13 protein-coding genes are annotated in these 16,955 nt (G+C 57.4%); 10 read left to right on the forward strand and 3 right to left on the reverse strand.

Translation table 11 applies throughout. From position 1 onward, the window contains the following. The first annotated feature begins 94 nt into the window (after positions 1 to 94). The 6 genes from recC to yfiB all read left to right on the forward strand — a co-directional run bounded on the left by recC (position 95) and on the right by yfiB (position 11,809). A complete protein-coding gene (gene recC / locus V5E99_RS30305; protein ID WP_499806171.1) occupies positions 95 to 3,547 on the forward strand; it encodes an exodeoxyribonuclease V subunit gamma in 3,453 nt (1,150 codons plus the stop codon). Continuing rightward, positions 3,544 to 7,233, forward strand: a complete 3,690-nt coding sequence (recB, locus tag V5E99_RS30310) for an exodeoxyribonuclease V subunit beta (protein WP_499806172.1) — start codon at positions 3,544 to 3,546, stop codon at positions 7,231 to 7,233. The genes recC and recB overlap by 4 nt, the downstream gene beginning before the upstream one ends. Next, positions 7,230 to 9,338: an exodeoxyribonuclease V subunit alpha gene (recD, locus tag V5E99_RS30315; RefSeq protein ID WP_499806173.1), complete on the forward strand. Its 2,109-nt coding sequence runs from the start codon at positions 7,230 to 7,232 to the stop codon at positions 9,336 to 9,338. Before recB ends, recD begins: the two co-directional genes overlap by 4 nt. Positions 9,339 to 9,576: 238 nt before the next feature. After that, a complete protein-coding gene (yfiR, locus tag V5E99_RS30320; protein WP_499806174.1) occupies positions 9,577 to 10,035 on the forward strand; it encodes a regulatory sequestration protein YfiR in 459 nt (152 codons plus the stop codon). Beyond that, positions 10,032 to 11,300 carry a diguanylate cyclase DgcN/YfiN gene (gene dgcN, locus V5E99_RS30325; protein ID WP_499806175.1) on the forward strand — a complete coding sequence of 423 codons (1,269 nt, stop codon included), beginning with the start codon at positions 10,032 to 10,034 and terminating at the stop codon, positions 11,298 to 11,300. The genes yfiR and dgcN overlap by 4 nt, the downstream gene beginning before the upstream one ends. 5 nt (positions 11,301 to 11,305) lie before the next feature. Continuing rightward, positions 11,306 to 11,809, forward strand: coding sequence for an outer membrane lipoprotein YfiB (gene yfiB, locus V5E99_RS30330; RefSeq protein ID WP_499806177.1), 504 nt, complete (start codon positions 11,306 to 11,308; stop codon positions 11,807 to 11,809). On the opposite strand, the gene V5E99_RS30335 is transcribed toward yfiB, so the two are convergent. Further along, a complete protein-coding gene (locus V5E99_RS30335; RefSeq protein WP_499806178.1) occupies positions 11,806 to 11,988 on the reverse strand; it encodes a hypothetical protein in 183 nt (60 codons plus the stop codon). The two genes, yfiB and V5E99_RS30335, sit on opposite strands and share 4 nt — an antisense overlap. Between V5E99_RS30335 and V5E99_RS30340 the strand changes: the two genes are divergently transcribed. Then, positions 11,987 to 13,342: a tyrosine-type recombinase/integrase gene (locus V5E99_RS30340; RefSeq protein ID WP_499806179.1), complete on the forward strand. Its 1,356-nt coding sequence runs from the start codon at positions 11,987 to 11,989 to the stop codon at positions 13,340 to 13,342. The two genes, V5E99_RS30335 and V5E99_RS30340, sit on opposite strands and share 2 nt — an antisense overlap. A gap of 462 nt (positions 13,343 to 13,804) precedes the next feature. Then, entirely contained in the window at positions 13,805 to 14,677 is an 873-nt protein-coding gene (locus tag V5E99_RS30345; protein ID WP_499806180.1) for a helix-turn-helix domain-containing protein, read from the forward strand. A gap of 458 nt (positions 14,678 to 15,135) precedes the next feature. On the opposite strand, the gene V5E99_RS30350 is transcribed toward V5E99_RS30345, so the two are convergent. Together V5E99_RS30350 and V5E99_RS30355 are read right to left on the reverse strand one after the other, a co-directional pair. Beyond that, positions 15,136 to 15,444, reverse strand: a complete 309-nt coding sequence (locus V5E99_RS30350) for a hypothetical protein (RefSeq protein WP_499806181.1) — start codon at positions 15,442 to 15,444, stop codon at positions 15,136 to 15,138. Positions 15,445 to 15,500: 56 nt separating this feature from the next. After that, on the reverse strand, positions 15,501 to 15,821 hold the full coding sequence (locus V5E99_RS30355; RefSeq protein ID WP_131671504.1) for a hypothetical protein: 321 nt from the start codon (positions 15,819 to 15,821) through the stop codon (positions 15,501 to 15,503). A gap of 104 nt (positions 15,822 to 15,925) precedes the next feature. On the opposite strand from V5E99_RS30355, the gene V5E99_RS30360 reads away from it, so the two are divergent. Next, positions 15,926 to 16,192, forward strand: a complete 267-nt coding sequence (locus tag V5E99_RS30360) for a helix-turn-helix domain-containing protein (RefSeq protein WP_499806182.1) — start codon at positions 15,926 to 15,928, stop codon at positions 16,190 to 16,192. Positions 16,193 to 16,279: 87 nt separating this feature from the next. After that, entirely contained in the window at positions 16,280 to 16,912 is a 633-nt protein-coding gene (locus V5E99_RS30365) for a DUF4393 domain-containing protein (RefSeq protein WP_499806183.1), read from the forward strand. Positions 16,913 to 16,955: the final 43 nt, after the last annotated feature.

The following is a 16,955-nucleotide window of genomic DNA, read 5'->3' on the forward strand; positions in this document are numbered from 1 at the left end:
TCGTACAGCATTCTCGGACGGCTCCCGGCTGTCACCGTCCCCCGACAGTGCTAAGGTTCGGCCCTAGCTTTTGTATTTTTCCAAGGAAGCCTTTATGCCGGACGCCGCGTCCCTCAATGCTGGTTTTATGGTGGTTCAGAGCAACAGTTTGGATGAACTGCGCAGCCTGGTGATCAGCGTAATGCGGCATTACCCGCTGGCTCCCTTGGAAAATGAAATCGCTTTGGTACAAAGCAACGGCATTGCTCAATGGCTGAAGCTCGCGTTGGCTGAAGACCCTGAAGATGACGATACGGGCGGTTGTGGCATCGCAGCTGCAATCGATGTTCAACTGCCGGGCAGCTTCATGTGGCAGCTCTATCGTATGGTCCTGGGCCGTGATGAAATTCCGGTCAAGTCGCTGCTCGATAAAGCGCCGCTGACCTGGCGTTTGATGCGCCTGCTGCCGCAGTTGATCGACCAACCGCATTTCGAACCTCTGCAACGATTCCTCACCCATGACTCCGATCTGCGCAAACGCTATCAGTTGTCTGAGCGTCTGGCGGATCTGTTCGACCAATACCAAGTGTATCGGGCCGACTGGCTGGAGGATTGGGCGGAAGGTCGACACCAATTGCGAAATGGCAGAGGCGAAGCCAAAGCCCTGACCCCAGCCAATTGCTGGCAGGCGGAATTATGGCGTGCGTTGCTGGTGGATGTGGGGGAACAAGGCATGGCGCAAAGCCGTGCGGGTGTGCACCAGCGGTTTATCGAACGCATCAACAATCTTGAAGTTGCGCCAACTGGACTGCCATCCCGAGTGATCGTTTTCGGGATTTCTTCGCTGCCTGCCCAAGCACTGGAAGCACTCGCCGGATTGGCTCGATTCAGCCAGGTCCTGCTCTGCGTTCATAACCCATGTCGCCACCATTGGGCAGACATCGTCGCCGATAAAGACCTGCTGCGGCATCAATATAAGCGTCAGGCCCGAAAAAGCGGCATGCCGGTTGTCCTCGATCCGCAAACCCTTCACCAACATGCTCATCCGCTGCTGGCCGCATGGGGCAAGCAGGGGCGGGACTACATAAACCTACTTGATAGCTACGACGATCCCGGCAGTTATCGTGCGGCATTTCGTGACGGACGGATCGACCTCTTCAGCGAAAGCCAACCACAGAACATGCTTAATCAGTTGCAGGACGACATCCTAGAACTGCGTCCTTTGAGCGAGACCCGGGAACATTGGCCGGCCGTTGATCCACAGAGCGATCAATCGATCCGTTTTCACATTGCCCATAGTGCTCAGCGGGAAGTCGAGATCCTTCACGACCAACTGCTCGAACGCTTCAGTGCCAACCTGGACTTAAGGCCGCGCGATGTAATCGTGATGGTTCCAGACATCGACAGTTACGCCCCGCATATCCGTGCGGTATTCGGTCAGCTTGAGCGCAGTGACCCGCGTTTCATTCCCTTCACGCTGGCGGATCAGGGCCAACGCGGTCGCGATCCGCTACTGATCGCTGTCGAACACCTGCTCAAGCTACCGGACAGCCGTTTCCCGGTCAGTGAGATCCTCGACCTGCTGGACGTTCCCGCGCTGCGTGCCCGGTTTGGTGTCGAAGAGCGCGACCTGCCAACCCTGCACCGCTGGATCGAAGGTGCCGGTATCCGCTGGGGAATGAATGCCGAGCAACGAGCCGGCCTCGGTCTGCCGCAGGAACTGGAGCAAAACAGTTGGCGTTTCGGCCTGCGACGGATGTTGCTCGGCTATGCAGTCGGCAGCGCCAGTGCCTGCGAGGGGATAGAACCCTATGACGAGATCGGCGGGTTGGATGCCGCGCTCATCGGTCCTTTGGTTGCACTGCTGGACGCACTGGAAATCGCGCACCATGAACTCACGCAACCTGCCCCGCCAAAACAATGGGGCGTGCGGTTGCAGGGGCTGATTCAGTTGTTTTTCAAAGCCAGTAACGAACACGACGACTACTTGCTGGCTCAGCTCGAAGAGTTGCGTGAAACCTGGCTTGATACCTGCGAATCCGTGGGATTGCAGGACGAATTACCGCTGACCGTAGTCCGTGAGGCCTGGCTGGCCGGCCTCGATCAAGGGCGCTTGTCCCAACGCTTTCTGGCCGGGGCAGTCAACTTCTGTACCTTGATGCCCATGCGAGCCATCCCGTTCAAACTGGTGTGTCTGCTCGGTATGAACGACGGCGACTATCCGCGCGCGCAACCACCGCTGGACTTTGACCTGATGGGCAGTGACTACCGCCCCGGCGATCGCTCCCGGCGTGAGGATGATCGCTATCTGCTGCTCGAAGCGCTGTTGTCAGCCCGCAATCAGCTTTATATCAGTTGGGTAGGCCGGAGCATTCGCGACAACAGCGAGCGCCCGGCATCGGTACTGATCGGCCAGTTGCGCGATCATCTAGCCAGTGGGTGGAGACTGAATGAAGAGCACAATCCCCTGCTTGAGGCGATGACCCAGGAACACCCGCTGCAGCCTTTCAGTGCCCGCTACTTCCACGAAGGCGATGCCTTGTTCAGCTATGCCAGCGAGTGGCAGGTGCTGCATCAGGCCAATGAGCGTGCGGCTGATGTCGAGGTGCTCGAGCCTTTCGTTCAGGAAGAGCCGCTAAGCCTGGGGCAATTGCAGGATTTTCTGCGCAACCCAGTACGCCATTTCTTCAGTCAGCGGCTCAAGGTGTTCTTTGAAGCCGCCGAAGTCCCCCTGGCCGATGAAGAGCCTTTTGTACTCGACTCGCTGCAACGCTATAGCCTCAGCGACAGCTTGCTTGAGGCGGCACTGAGTCAACTGGACCACGCAGATGAAGCGCTGGAGGCCCAAGCCATGCGCCTGCAAAACAGTGGCCTGCTGCCCATGGCCGGTTTTGGTGAATGTCTTCAGCGAGAGCTGATCGAGCCGCTGCCGGATCTGCTGCAACGCTACCAACAACTCCTGACGTTATGGCCGACGCCCCTCACCAGCGCGTTGCCGGTTAGCCTGGAGTTGCACGGTTTGCGCCTGGAAGGCTGGCTCAGTGGCCTGCATCAACGGGCAGACGAAGGCTTGCTATCGGTCACCACGATTCCCAACAGTATCGGCTCGCTCAAGACCCGCAAATGGCATCGCCTGACTCGCCCCTGGGTCAATCACCTGGTTGCCTGTGCCAGCGGTTTATCGATGACCACCGCGCTGGTGGCCAGCGACGATAGTCTTCTGCTGGAACCGCTGGATAAAGCGGCAGCACTGCAGACCCTCGGCAACTTGCTGCTGGCTTGGCAAACGGGCATGCGTCAGCCACTGCCGATCGCGGTAAAAACTGCCTTCGCCTGGCTTGGTCAGACCGACCCGGTCAAAGCTGAGGCCGCTGCGAGAAAGGCCTACGAAGGCGATGGCCAGACCACCGATGGCGAGCGGCGCGAAAGTCCTGCTCTTGCCCGGCAATTCGCCGACTACGACAGTCTGACCGACGACGAGACCTTTACTGGCTGGTGCGACGCACTGTACCGGCCGCTGCTTGAAGCCCCTTGGCGTTCACTGACCAGCGAGGGCGCGCGCTCATGACTACGAAGACACCTCTGGCGCTGGCATTCCCCCTGCGCGGCAGCCAACTGATCGAAGCCAGTGCCGGAACCGGCAAGACCTTCACCATCTCCGCGCTGTATTTGCGTCTGGTCCTTGGTCACGGCGGTGAGTCGAGTGGTTTTGGGCGTGAACTGTTGCCACCGCAAATCCTCGTCGTGACCTTCACCGATGCCGCCACCAAAGAATTGCGCGAGCGTATTCGCACCCGTCTGGCCGAAGCCGCACGGTTTTTCCGGGATGAGACGCCGGCGCCTGACAGCTTGATTGCTGACTTGAGGGATCTGTTCCTTCCCGAACAATGGTCCGGTTGCGCAAACCGCCTGGACATCGCTGCTCAATGGATGGACGAAGCGGCGGTCTCGACCATCCACAGTTGGTGCCAGCGCATGTTGCGTGAGCATGCGTTCGACAGTGGCAGCCTGTTCACCCAGACACTGGAAACCGATCACAGCGATCTGCTGGGCGAAGTCCTGCGCGATTATTGGCGGCTGTTCTGCTACCCGATGCAGGGTGATGCGCTGAACTGGGTTCGCGGTAATTGGGGCGGCCCGGCCGCGTTGCTACCGCGAGTGCGCGGACTGTTCGCCAGCGAGCGTGACAGCGTTGAAGGAAAAGAGCCCGCCGAACTGATTGCCGATTGCCTGCACGAACGCCGCACAGCATTGCTCGAGCTGAAAATGCCCTGGCGCCAATGGGCGGACGAACTGCTCGCGATCTGTCACCAGGGTGTGGCCAGTAAAAGCGTCGACGGGCGCAAGATGCAGGCGCGCTACTTTGAGCCCTGGTTCGAAAAGATCAAGGCCTGGGCCGAAGACGAGTCCCTTGAGCAACTGGACATTGGCACCGGTTTTACTCGCCTGACCCCCGATGGCATGGCGGAAGCCTGGAAGGGCGAAGCACCCCGTCATCCCGGACTGGACGCCATGCCTGGGCTCAAAGTCAGCCTCGACAGTTTGCCGACGCCGGATGCAGCGGTGTTGCAACACGCCGCTCAATGGGTGGGGGCCCGGTTCGAAGAAGAAAAACGTCGACGTGCGGAAATGGGTTTCGACGACATGCTGCTGCGCCTCGATGCCGCTTTGCAGTCCGATGGCGGCGAGCGCCTGGCCACCCTGATTCGCGAACAGTTCCCGGTGGCATTGATCGACGAATTCCAGGACACCGACCCTGTGCAGTACCGCATCTTCGAAAGCATCTACCGCATCGAAGACAACAATCCCGAATGCGGCCTGTTCCTGATCGGCGACCCGAAACAGGCGATCTATGCCTTTCGCGGCGCTGACATCTACACCTACCTGCGCGCTCGTCAGGCCACCACTGGCCGCTTGCATACCCTGGGCACCAACTTCCGTTCCAGCCATGGCATGGTCACTGCGGTGAACCATGTTTTCGAACGCGCCGAGTCTTGTGAGGCCGGGCGCGGGGCGTTCCTCTTTCGCGAGAAAAACGGCGACAACCCGGTGCCGTTCCTGCCTGTCGAGTCCCAAGGTCGTAAAGAGGTTCTGCAGGTTGATGGTGAGAAAGTACCTGCGTTGAATATCTGGCATTTGTCCGCTGAACAGCCGCTGTCCGGCGTGGTGTACCGACAACAATTGGCCGCCGCTTGCGCCAGTGAAATCACCGCGTTGCTCAATGGCGGGCAACAAGGTCGTGCGGGGTTCGTACAGGACGGCAAGGATTTTCGAGGCCTGCTGCCGGCAGACATCGCGATTCTGGTCCGCGACGGCAAAGAGGCCCAGGCCGTACGTGGTGAACTCTCCGCCCGTGGCGTGCGCAGCGTTTATCTCTCGGACAAGGACTCGGTGTTCGCCGCCCAGGAAGCCCATGACCTGCTGATCTGGCTCAAGGCCTGCGCCGAGCCTGATATCGAGCGGCCGTTGCGAGCGGCGTTGGCCTGCATCACGCTGAACCTCTCGCTGGCCGAACTTGAGCGACTGAATCAGGATGAACTGGCCTGGGAAGCGCGGGTCATGCAGTTCCGACAGTACCGCGAGATCTGGCGCAAGCAGGGCGTGTTGCCGATGTTGCGACGCTTGCTGCATGACTTCCAGTTACCCCAGGCATTGATCGCTCGCAGCGATGGCGAGCGTGTACTGACCAACCTGCTGCACTTGTCCGAACTGCTGCAACAAGCGGCCGCCGAACTCGATGGCGAGCAGGCACTGATTCGTCATTTGTCCGAACACCTGGCGTTATCCGGACAGGCCGGCGAAGAGCAGATCCTGCGCCTTGAAAGCGATGAGCAACTGGTCAAGGTCGTGACCATTCACAAGTCCAAGGGGCTTGAGTATCCCTTGGTGTTCCTGCCATTCATTTGCTCGGCGAAACCGGTGGATGGCAGCCGTCTGCCGCTGCATTACCACGACGCCACGGGCAAGGCTCAGGTGACGTTGAAGCCCACCGCCGAGTTGATTGCCCTGGCCGATGATGAGCGCTTGGCCGAGGATTTGCGCTTGCTCTACGTCGCCCTGACCCGCGCTCAACATGCCTGCTGGCTTGGCGTGACCGACCTCAAACGCGGCAATAACAACAGCTCGGTGCTGCACTTGTCGGCATTGGGTTATCTGTTGGGTGGTGGTGCGGCATTGGCCGAGTCCGCAGGTCTGAAGCGCTGGCTGGAGGACTTGCAGCAGGGCTGTCCGGCGCTCAGCTACGGTGAGATGCCGGAGGCGACCGTCGAGCATTACCATCCACCGCGCAATGAAGCGACCTTGCTCGCGCCGTTGATCCCCAAGCGCAAGGCCAGCGAGAACTGGTGGATCGCTTCCTACAGCGCCTTGCGTATCGGCGACAGCATGAGCGTAGGCAGCGACGAAGCACCGGAGAGCCCGCAAGCTCAAAAGCTCTTCGACGATGAGCGTCTCGATCCCGAAGCACCACGGGACATGGTCACCGGCGGCGCTGATATTCACCGTTTTCCTCGCGGTCCGAACCCCGGCACCTTTCTTCATGGCTTGCTGGAGTGGGCCGGTGACGAGGGTTTCAATGCGACACCCAAAGCCGTGGAGGACGCCGTTGGCCGTCGCTGCAATCGTCGTGGCTGGGAAGGCTGGATCATCACGTTGAGCGACTGGCTGCAGCACCTGCTCAAATCACCGTTGCACATCGGCGGCGGGCAGCCACCGGTCGTCTTCGAGCAATTGACTCAGTACCGGGTCGAGATGGAATTCTGGTTCGCCAGCCACAAAGTCGATGTGCTCAAGCTCGATGAACTGGTGCGCCAATACACCCACAACGGCGTGGCCCGAGTGGCCGCCGAACCGGTGCTGCTCAATGGCATGTTCAAAGGTTTTATCGACCTGACGTTCGAGCATGACGGTCGTTACTACGTCGCCGATTACAAATCCAACTGGCTCGGCGTCGATGACGCCGCATACACCGAACAGGCCATGGAACAGTCGATTCTCGATAACCGCTATGACCTGCAATATGTCTTGTACCTGCTGGCCTTGCATCGCCAACTCAAGGCGCGGTTGCCCGACTACGATTACGACCGGCATGTCGGCGGTGCGTTGTACCTGTTCCTGCGCGGGACGCGTGCCGCCAGCCAAGGCGTTTATTTTGCCCGACCGCCACGGGAATTGATCGAGCGCCTGGATCGTCTGTTCCAGGGCAAGCCGGAGCCCAAGGCCGAGCCTGCCTGGGAACAGGGAGTACTTTTATGAGCCGCACCTTCGCCGATTTGTTGCCCATGCCACTGGCGGCCGAAAGTCTGGCCGACCTCGCCCCCCTGACTCGCGCTGACGATCTGTTGCTGCTGCTCACCCGTTGGGTCGAGCGCGGCTGGTTGCGCGCGCTGGACAAGGCTTTCGTTGCCTTTCTCCACGAACTCGCTCCCGATGATGACCCGCTGGTCTTGCTGGCGGCGGCGTTGACCAGTCATCAACTCGGCCACGGCCATGTGTGCCTGGATCTATTCGAAACCCTCAAGGCGCCGGACTTTGCCCTGTCACTACCGCCGGAAGGTGATCTGCAAAGCGGCGCGATGTTGCTGCCGTCGCAATTGCTTGAAGCGCTGGACGGTGCCCATTGGTGCAAGGTACTGGCCGCCAGCAGTCTGGTAGCGCTGGCGGTGGACGGTGGTGAGGCCGCTCGGCATCGACCGTTGGTGTTGTCGGGCAAACGCCTGTATTTGCGCCGTTACTGGGCTTACGAACGGCGTATCGACAAAGCCTTGCGTCAGCGCCTGGCGGAACAGGAAGCCGCTCCTGCGGATCTGCAGCAACGCCTGACTGGGTTGTTCGGCCCCGCTCAGCCTGGCGAAGTGGTCGATTGGCAAAAGCTCGCCTGTGCTCTGGCCACTCGCGGCGCATTCAGTATCGTCACTGGCGGTCCCGGGACCGGCAAGACTACCACCGTGGTGCGATTACTGGCGCTGCTCCAGGCGCCAGCCGTGGAGGCCGGAAAACCGCTGCGTATTCGCCTGGCCGCACCCACCGGCAAGGCTGCTGCGCGGCTGACTGAGTCCATTAGTCAGCAAGTTCAAACCCTGACAGTGGCTGATGCCGTGCGGGACAAGATTCCGTCGGACGTCACCACCGTGCACCGTCTGCTCGGCAGTCGGCCAGGCACTCGGCCTTTTCGCCACCACGCCGGTAACCGCTTGCCGCTGGATGTGCTGGTGGTCGATGAAGCCTCGATGATCGACCTGGAAATGATGGCCAACTTGCTCGACGCCTTACCGGCCCATGCGCGTCTGGTGCTGCTCGGTGACAAGGATCAGTTGGCTTCGGTGGAGGCGGGGGCTGTGCTCGGTGACCTGTGCCGCGATGCAGAGGCCGGTTGGTACAGCCCGCGGACCCGCCAGTGGCTGGAGACCGTCAGCGGTGAAAGCCTTGCGGCCAGCGGTTTGCACGAAGATACCCAGGGCACTCATCCGCTGGCCCAGCAAGTGGTGATGCTGCGCCACTCCCGTCGATTCGGCGAGGGCAGCGGGATTGGTCAACTGGCCCGTTGGGTCAATCAGCAACACCCCGACGAAGCGCGCAAGCTCTTGGCCGAACGGCGCTTCAAAGATGTGTTTTCCCTGCCGCTCAAAGGCGAGCAGGACCGGGCGCTGGAGCGTTTGCTGCTCGACGGCCACGACGATGGCCCGCAAGGTTATCGGCATTACCTGAGCCTGTTGCGCCAACAACGGCCCCCCCTCGACAGCCCCCTCGATGACAAACGCTGGACCGAATGGGCCCGGCACGTGCTGCGTGCCTTCGACAGCTTCCAATTGTTATGCGCCGTGCGGAAAGGCCCCTGGGGCGTTGAAGGCTTGAATCAGCGCGTGACCGACGCCTTGCTCAAGGCGCGGCTGATCGACAGCGATCAACAGTGGTACGAAGGCCGACCGGTGTTGATGACCCGCAACGACTATGGCCTGGGCTTGATGAACGGTGATATCGGCATTGCGCTGAAATTGCCGGAACGCGACGGTCCCGAAGCAGGCAAGCATGTACTGCGTGTCGCCTTCCCCCGCAACGACGGCCAGGGCGGCGTGCGTTTTGTGCTGCCGAGTCGGCTCAACGATGTCGAGACCGTGTACGCAATGACGGTGCACAAATCCCAAGGCTCGGAGTTTGCCCACACGGCGTTGATTCTCCCGGACGCGCTGAACCCGGTGCTGACCAAGGAGCTGATCTACACCGGGATCACCCGGGCCAAGGACTGGTTCACCCTGATCGAACCCCGTGCCGGCGTGTTCGAAGAGGCGGTGCAACGCAAAGTGAAACGCTTGAGCGGGTTGATGCTGGAGTTGGAGGAGGGGGTTGAGTTTAGCCCTTGAAATGCCAATCGGTTGACGGCAGAAAAATGTCCGCAAGCGCCGTGTTTCGCGGCCTCGCGGGTGTTTCGGTGCTGTGCTATCGTTGCGGCATCATTCCGTTTTAGATCGAAGAGAATCCTGCATGAAGGTGGCTGTCCGAGCGACAGAGTGCGTTGTTGGCTGCAAGCGAGTATTGCTGGCCAGCCTTCTCTGTTTGCTGACTGGCGTTGTGTACGCTCAGCCTGAAACGGCCGTCAGCATGGCCGATCAACGGGCCAAAGCGGTCACCCAGGTTGTGCTCGGGATTCTCAGTTATGCCCGCTGGCCCGTGGAGCCTGCGCAGTTGCGACTGTGCGTGGTGGGGCCGACTGAATACACCGACGATCTGGTCAAGGGCTCGACCCAGGCTACCGGTCGCCCGGTCACGGTCCGACGGTTGTTGGCTGACAATCCGGCCATTGCCAGCGAGTGCGATGCGGTCTACATCGGCAAGTTGACCGCCGATGAGCGCAGCCGCTTGTTCGCCGCGTTGATGGGGCAACCGGTGTTGAGCATCAGCGAGGCCAGTGATCAGTGCACCGTCGGCAGCCTTTTCTGCCTGAGGGTCAGTGACGAACAAGTGTCCTTTGAGGTCAACCTCGACTCCGTCGCCCGCAGTGGCGTGCGCATTCACCCCAGCGTGTTGCAGTTGTCGCGCCGCAAGCCGGCGGCACCATGAGTCTATTCAAATCGGATACTCGCCCCACTTTGCGTTCGGTTATCGGTCGCGGTCATTTGATCGTTGCGCTGGTAGCCGTGGCCATGGCCAGTATTTCGCTGACGTTGCTGGGTGTGCTGGCGTTGCGGGTCTATGCCGACCATAACCTGCACCTGATCGCGCGTTCGATCAACTACACCGTGGAAGCCGCGGTGGTGTTCAACGACAAGGCTGCCGCGACTGAAGCGCTGGCGTTGATCGCCTCCACCGAGGAAGTGGCTGATGCCCAGGTCCTCGACGAGCAGGGCGTGATACTTGCCCGTTGGCAGCGACCGGAAACCGGTTTGTTCTCCGAGCTTGAACTGCAGATTGCCAAGGCCTTCCTGGAAAAACCCATCAGCATGCCGATCATCCATCAGGGCCAGGAGATCGGCAGCATTCAGCTCACCGGTCACGGCGGCAGCCTGATGCGCTTTTTGCTCAGCGGTTTGATGGGCATCGTGTTGTGCACCGCCATCAGTGCCTGGGTCGCCCTCTACCTGGCGCGCCGGCAGTTGCGTGGCATCACCGGTCCACTGCGCAGCCTCGCCTTTGTCGCCCACGCGGCCCGCAGCGACCGAGCCTTTGACCAGCGTGTGCCGCCCGCCGCCATTGCCGAACTGGACAACCTGGGCAACGACTTCAATGCCCTGCTCGATGAGCTCGAATCCTGGCAAACCCACCTGCAAAGCGAGAACGAAACCCTGGCTCACCAGGCCAGCCATGACAGCTTGACCGGGTTGCCGAACCGGGCCTTTTTCGAAGGTCGATTGATTCGCGCGCTGCGCAATGCCGGCAAGCTCAACGAGCGCGTGGCGGTGTTGTTTCTCGACAGTGACCGGTTCAAGGAAATCAACGACAACTTCGGCCATGCCGCAGGCGATGCGGTGCTGGTGGCGGTGGCCACGCGGGTTCGTGCGCAATTGCGCGAAGAGGATCTGGTGGCGCGTTTGGGCGGCGACGAGTTTGCGGTCCTGCTGACGCCGCTGCACAAGACCGAAGACGCCGAGCGCATTGCCGACAAAATCATTGCCAGCATGGAGGTGCCGATCCTGTTGCCGGACAACACCTCGGTGTTGACCTCACTGAGCATCGGCGTCGCCGTCTATCCCGATCATGGCGCCACGCCCGGCGCTCTGCTCAACGCCGCCGACGCGGCGATGTACCAAGCCAAGCGCCTCTCCCGAGGCGCACAGCAAACGGCCGGGTCGGAGCACCCGGTCGCCCATGTTCACACCAGGAGCTAATTTCCGTGTTTTCGATTTCCCAGCGTTACCTGCAATTTTTCACCATTACCCTGTTCATGGCTTTTTTGGCATTGACCGGGTGTCAAACCGCGCCGCAAAAAGGCCTGAGTCCGGCGCAGATCGCCGTGCTCAAACAACAAGGTTTCGAGTTGACCGACGAAGGCTGGGCCTTTGGCCTGTCCGGCAAAGTGCTGTTTGGCAGTGATGTCGAAAGCCTGAACCCGCAGAGCACCGAGATCGTCCAGCGCATCGGCAAGGCCCTGCTGGGTGTCGGCATCGAGCGAGTGCGGGTCGATGGCCACACCGATGCGTCGGGTAAAGAGTCCTACAACCAGCAATTGTCCCTGCGCCGGGCGAAAAGCGTGGGCAAGGTCCTGACCACAGTCGGCATGAAGGAAGAGAACATCAAATTGCAGGGACTGGGCAGCAGTGAACCGGTGGCCTCCAACGACACGCCGGCCGGCCGCACAGAAAACCGTCGGGTGTCGATCGTGGTGATGGCTGACTAATCGGCGAACACCATCTCCCGACTTTCCCCCATCAACAGGCTCTGGTTCTGCTCAGTCACTTCGCGGATGTAATCCCACAACAGGGTGATCCGCTTGAGCTTGCGCAGGTCCTCCCGGCAGTACATCCAGAACTTCAAGGAATGCAGGTTAACCCAATGATTACGGGGGCTAACCGCCATGAGTATCCTTGAAGTTCGATCTGCTGTATCAACCAGTGTTACAAGTCTTGCGATTTCTTTGAAGCCGACCACAAGGCTTGCTAAGCCATATCACTACCGACGCAACGGTATTTACTACATGCGTCTCAGGGCAACAGGTAGCACCACTGATCTCGCTTCGGTTTCCCTGAAGACTAGCAACAGAAGGGCGGCTATGGATGCCGCTGAGCAGCTATCGGGCTTTGTCAGGGCGTTCCATTTGGATAACCCAGATGCGTCGTGGAGCAAGCTGAAAGAACATTTCCGTGTTGTATCGATGGAGCTGTTTAAGGCTGCATGTGATGGCGACGTCACGCAGGAGTGGGGCGGGTTGCATGATAGTCACTCTGGCCTTGTGGGCGGCTCTACACGAATCATGAAGTCTGACGCGAACGTCCCGGTGTCTCTATCTGTACTGGCGCCAGCGATGACCTTTGAGACACTCTCGGGTCTCTACTTGGCTGACCGTGGGCAGGACCAGAAGGCATCGACCCTTAAGGAAACCAAGATTTGCCACGGCACTATCTCTGCTGCTCTTGGAGAGTTGGACATGCGGACGCACTCGCGGGCTGACCTCGTGGCTTTGCGTGATCGTCTTGCAGATGGTCGCATGCCCTCAACGGTCAATAAGCTGATCGTGAAGCTCTCTGCTGTCCTTGCATGGTCAGTTGAAAACGGTCACATATCCAAGTCTTACGACAAGAAACTTAAGCTCACGAAGGGCATTGAATCGACCCGTAAGGCGTTCACTCAGGATCAGATAAGCAAGCTGGTTGCCTACTCCAACACACTCCCTGAGACCTCTTGGAAACGCTGGCTGTTGAGTCTCGGTGCAATTACTGGTGGACGTCTGAATGAAATCTCACAGTTGACGGTAAGCGATGTTCAAAACCTTGCTTCAGACGTCACAGCGATTCACATCAACGAAGCAGGCGAAGGAAAGTCAATTAAGAACAAGCGTAGTGAGCGACTGGTGCCACTGACTGACGGGGCTTACGGTTTCGACCTCGCAGCATTCTTGCGGTACGTCGAGTCGTGCAAGCTCAGTGGATCGGACTCATTGGCTCAGATTGGTTACAAGACAGGCGGTGAGTGGGCTAACCAACAGGCGATCCCTGCGGCTCTTGGGGAGTCTTTCAGTCCCGGCTTGGTGTTTCATTCCATGCGTCACTCGCTGGCGTCCTTGATGCAAGCCAAAGGTGTACCAGCGGCATACGCACAGGCTGTGATGGGGCATGCCTCGGGCACCATAACTTTCGACGTCTACGGTTCAGGCGTACCCGTTGAGACTATCGCGGAGATGCTTCAGGAGTTGTTCGTTGGCGGGTGGCAGTGACCGTACTGGCGGCCTCGAAAACCTCGTAAAAACCCTCCAAAACTCGTTAAAAACGCAACCTACTTTCGCCAAACTTCAATCTCGGATATGAGTTTCATCCAATGTTTACGGGGCTTGGCGAGCCTCCGAACCAAGCAAAGGGCGTATTGCGCTCCGGAAATCGGTTTCATCAAAGATTTGCACACCGATGGGCGAGAAATCGATTGAGTCTGATAGTGCAAGACCCATCTCCTAGATCAACAAGTTCACACCGTGTCAACTTTTTAGATTGACAGGGGATGGCGGGTTGTGTAATATCCTCCACCTGTCTCGAATGACAGACCGACACCTCGAAGAGCCTCACTCGAACACTTTTGCAACAGTGTTTCAGATTGGGGCTTTTTTGTGGCCGTCATTAACCAAACCAAACCGGCAATACCCGAGGTAACGCCAATGACATGAACTTGAATAGGAGAATTTAAGATGACCAATATCGCCCTCAAAAAAGTGAATAACATCACTGTATCGGCAACCGATATTCGCTCCACTCTCATTAAGCACCACACCGCCACCATTGACAGCTTTGTCTTCGACAAGAGGACAGGCGAGTTGCTGGGCTGCTACACCTTCTCGGACTACGCCCCCGAACCGACTGATTACCCAGCGGCAACCAATCAAGCAGAAATCAGTTACATTCATGTCGAAGACGGTAGTCCAATCCCTCTTTTCACTTCAGTTGCGAATAATGTGAGCATAGCAACAGTCTCCACCCTTCCCAGACCAAGTTCCCAATCGGTCGACGTAGTAAAGAGTGGACAAGGTCGAAGCGAGTCGGTGATTAAAAATCCGGTGCATGCCGCGATCTGGGCTGCAAAAGTTGAAGAGATTCCAACACCATGGTTGGACGACTATGTTCATGGGGCTATCAATACGGGGCCAGGACTGATTAACGGCAAGTACAGCGTATCTCCTGCTGATGTCACTAAATTACTCAGGCTTCCGGAAATTTCAGTAGACAGCGCGTCAACATGGTTACTGAATCACGACCGTAACCCGATGAGCGTGAGACAGATTCAGCGTGTCGTCGAAGCGACGAGAGTGGCACTGAAGGGGATCGCACTGTACTTGGAGCGTCATCCGGAAACGCTCTTTCGGCTCGGTGTTGAAATTGACTTCAGTTCGTTTTGGACAAGTTGCATGCCCGACAAAAAGCAGCTTGGGCGAAAGGAGCACCCGAAGCGACAGGAAGTATTACTTCTACTGGAGCAAGGTGGAGCTATAAAGACGATTGCACGACAAACAGGTGTCTCCAAGACCACTGTCAAGAAATGGCAATTAGAACTGCTGGCCACTTGAGCCAAGCCTGCCCCCTGTGACGAGAAACCGTCATGGGGGTCAGTAACTTGAGTTAACGACAGATATATAAGAGAAACTGGTAATAAGTCGCATCGTCCCGATTCTGGATCAGCACACCATCAATACAATGAAATCGAAACAAATCCATGCTCTTTGCTTCTGATCTGCCACACCGAAGGTGGGTGGGATAACTTCAGCGTTGCTGATGAAGTACTACCGAATACGTCCGTATTCACTTCTGCACCAACAGACAAGAGCAAGATCAAACTCACAAGCGAAGAGCTGGATCTGTGTGATGTTTTTTTGTTACTGAAGTACATTCGGAGGAATGTCGGCGGTCACGCTGGAGCTGAGTACACTTGAAAACTAACGTTTTCGGTGCAAAGATTTTGGTATGAACACACTTCGGCGGAGCCAGGAGGTATCACGCTCAAAGCTCCGCTGTATGTGTGCAACAACTATCGAAGGTAGAAGTACAGAAACACCACTACCAGAATCACAAAGATCAGTCGACCTTGAAACACATCAGCGTTCAATTGATCATTCTGTATTTGTTTGTAAGTGTCGGTATCACTCAAACCTTGCGTCTTGTAGTGCACGATCTGATTGATTTGTTTGTCCAGCTTCTTGTTGTGTGCGTCATTGCTCCGCATAGTCACGCCCCACACCAACAACCATAGACCTCCGGTTAGAACGGTCATGATGATGTGCAGGATGTGATTGGTTTTTTTCTTCTGGGTGGTGAGTACAAACAGTTTCTCGTTCATGTCCTGCCCTCACTCGGTCTGAGGCTGGTGTGCCCAATGACTCATTGGATAATGAATCAACGCAGCCAACCATTCGCTGTCATGGCGGTTTTCCCGCTGGGAAGCTGTATCAGTGCAGACTTGTCACCATTCTTAGGCCCTTCGATAAAATTGACCTTGGTAGCAGTTGAAATCGTTCGGCACTTCCCCGATCCGATCAGACGTTCAGCCTCATCTTCGTCCTGATCAAGCGATGCCTCTACCAGCTTTGTCCAGTCCCCTGCTTTGAAGCAAACCATTGAGCCAGCAGCCAGTGTTCGCTTTGGGTAGGTGTCGGCCATAGCGGCAGCAGACGCGATCATGGGCAGCAGGCACAGCAAGCGAGTAATGGTGTTCATCAAGCGTTCCTTTGGTATGGCAGGTAGAGGCAACAATATCCCAAATTCAGATATCTGAAAACCAGATATAGATTGGAGGCTGCCCATCTCGCTGCTGACCAGTCATGCCCAAGACGATCTACAAACCCGAACACGCAGTCCTACTGACCCTGCTGAAGAAACACAGGAAGGCGGCTGGCCTGACTCAAGTACAGTGTTCAAAGGCTCTGGGGCGTCCACAGTCCTTCATGAGTGACATAGAAAGTGGGACACGTCGGTTGGATATCGTGCAGCTTCGAGATTTGTGTAAAGTCCTGGGTGTTGGATTGCAAGACCTGATTGCCGAGTTTGAAATGTCTTTATCGAAAAATGACAGCACGACCGGCCACTGATTCTTTGATTTGCTAACATTTTTTCTGTCAGTCAAACAGGAGTCATGTCATTCTGACTTATACAGCTATTGCAAGGATAAACGCGTGATGAGCGAAGAGTCTGGTGGTGATAACAGCATCAAGGCAACAATCGATGCGGTGACTGGCTTGGCTAAAGCAGTACCTGTTTATCAGGATATGGCTCAGCCAGTTGCAAAAGAACTTGGCAAGTCTTTAGAAACACTAGGACGAGCTATCAATGTAGCTCTTTATCCTGTTAGTGGTCTGGTGTGGGGCTTTGAAAGGATTAAAGACTTCCTTGATGCCAAACTAGCAAGCAATCTGAAGGATGTACCGCCCGAGAACATCATTTCGCCAAAGCCCAATGTCGCTGGTCCCGCCATAGAAGCATTACGCTTCACGGGCCATGAAGAGTCGTTGAGTGACATGTATGCCAACCTACTTGCCGCTGCCATGGACAAGAGCACCGCCGATGGGGCTCATCCTGCGTTCGTGGAAGTCATTAAACAATTGACTCCCGATGAGGCAAAGTTGATTGGCTACTTTCTCGAACCACTGCCATTCCCACTCTTAACAGTCAGGGCTGATGATAAGGTGAGGGGACGGGGTGGTTATGATGTTGCTGTCAATGTTTCTCTATTCGGAAATTTGGCTGGTCTTGCCTTGCCAAAACTAGTCCCGGCATATCTCGATAACCTCTGCCGTCTAGGGAAGGTCTGAAGTACCCACCGTTTTTTTGATACTCCAACCATTTGGAGTTCAA

Origin of the sequence: Janthinobacterium sp. LPB2021202312-11-4, from assembly GCF_037049705.1 — a bacterium.
Classification (GTDB): domain Bacteria; phylum Pseudomonadota; class Gammaproteobacteria; order Pseudomonadales; family Pseudomonadaceae; genus Aquipseudomonas.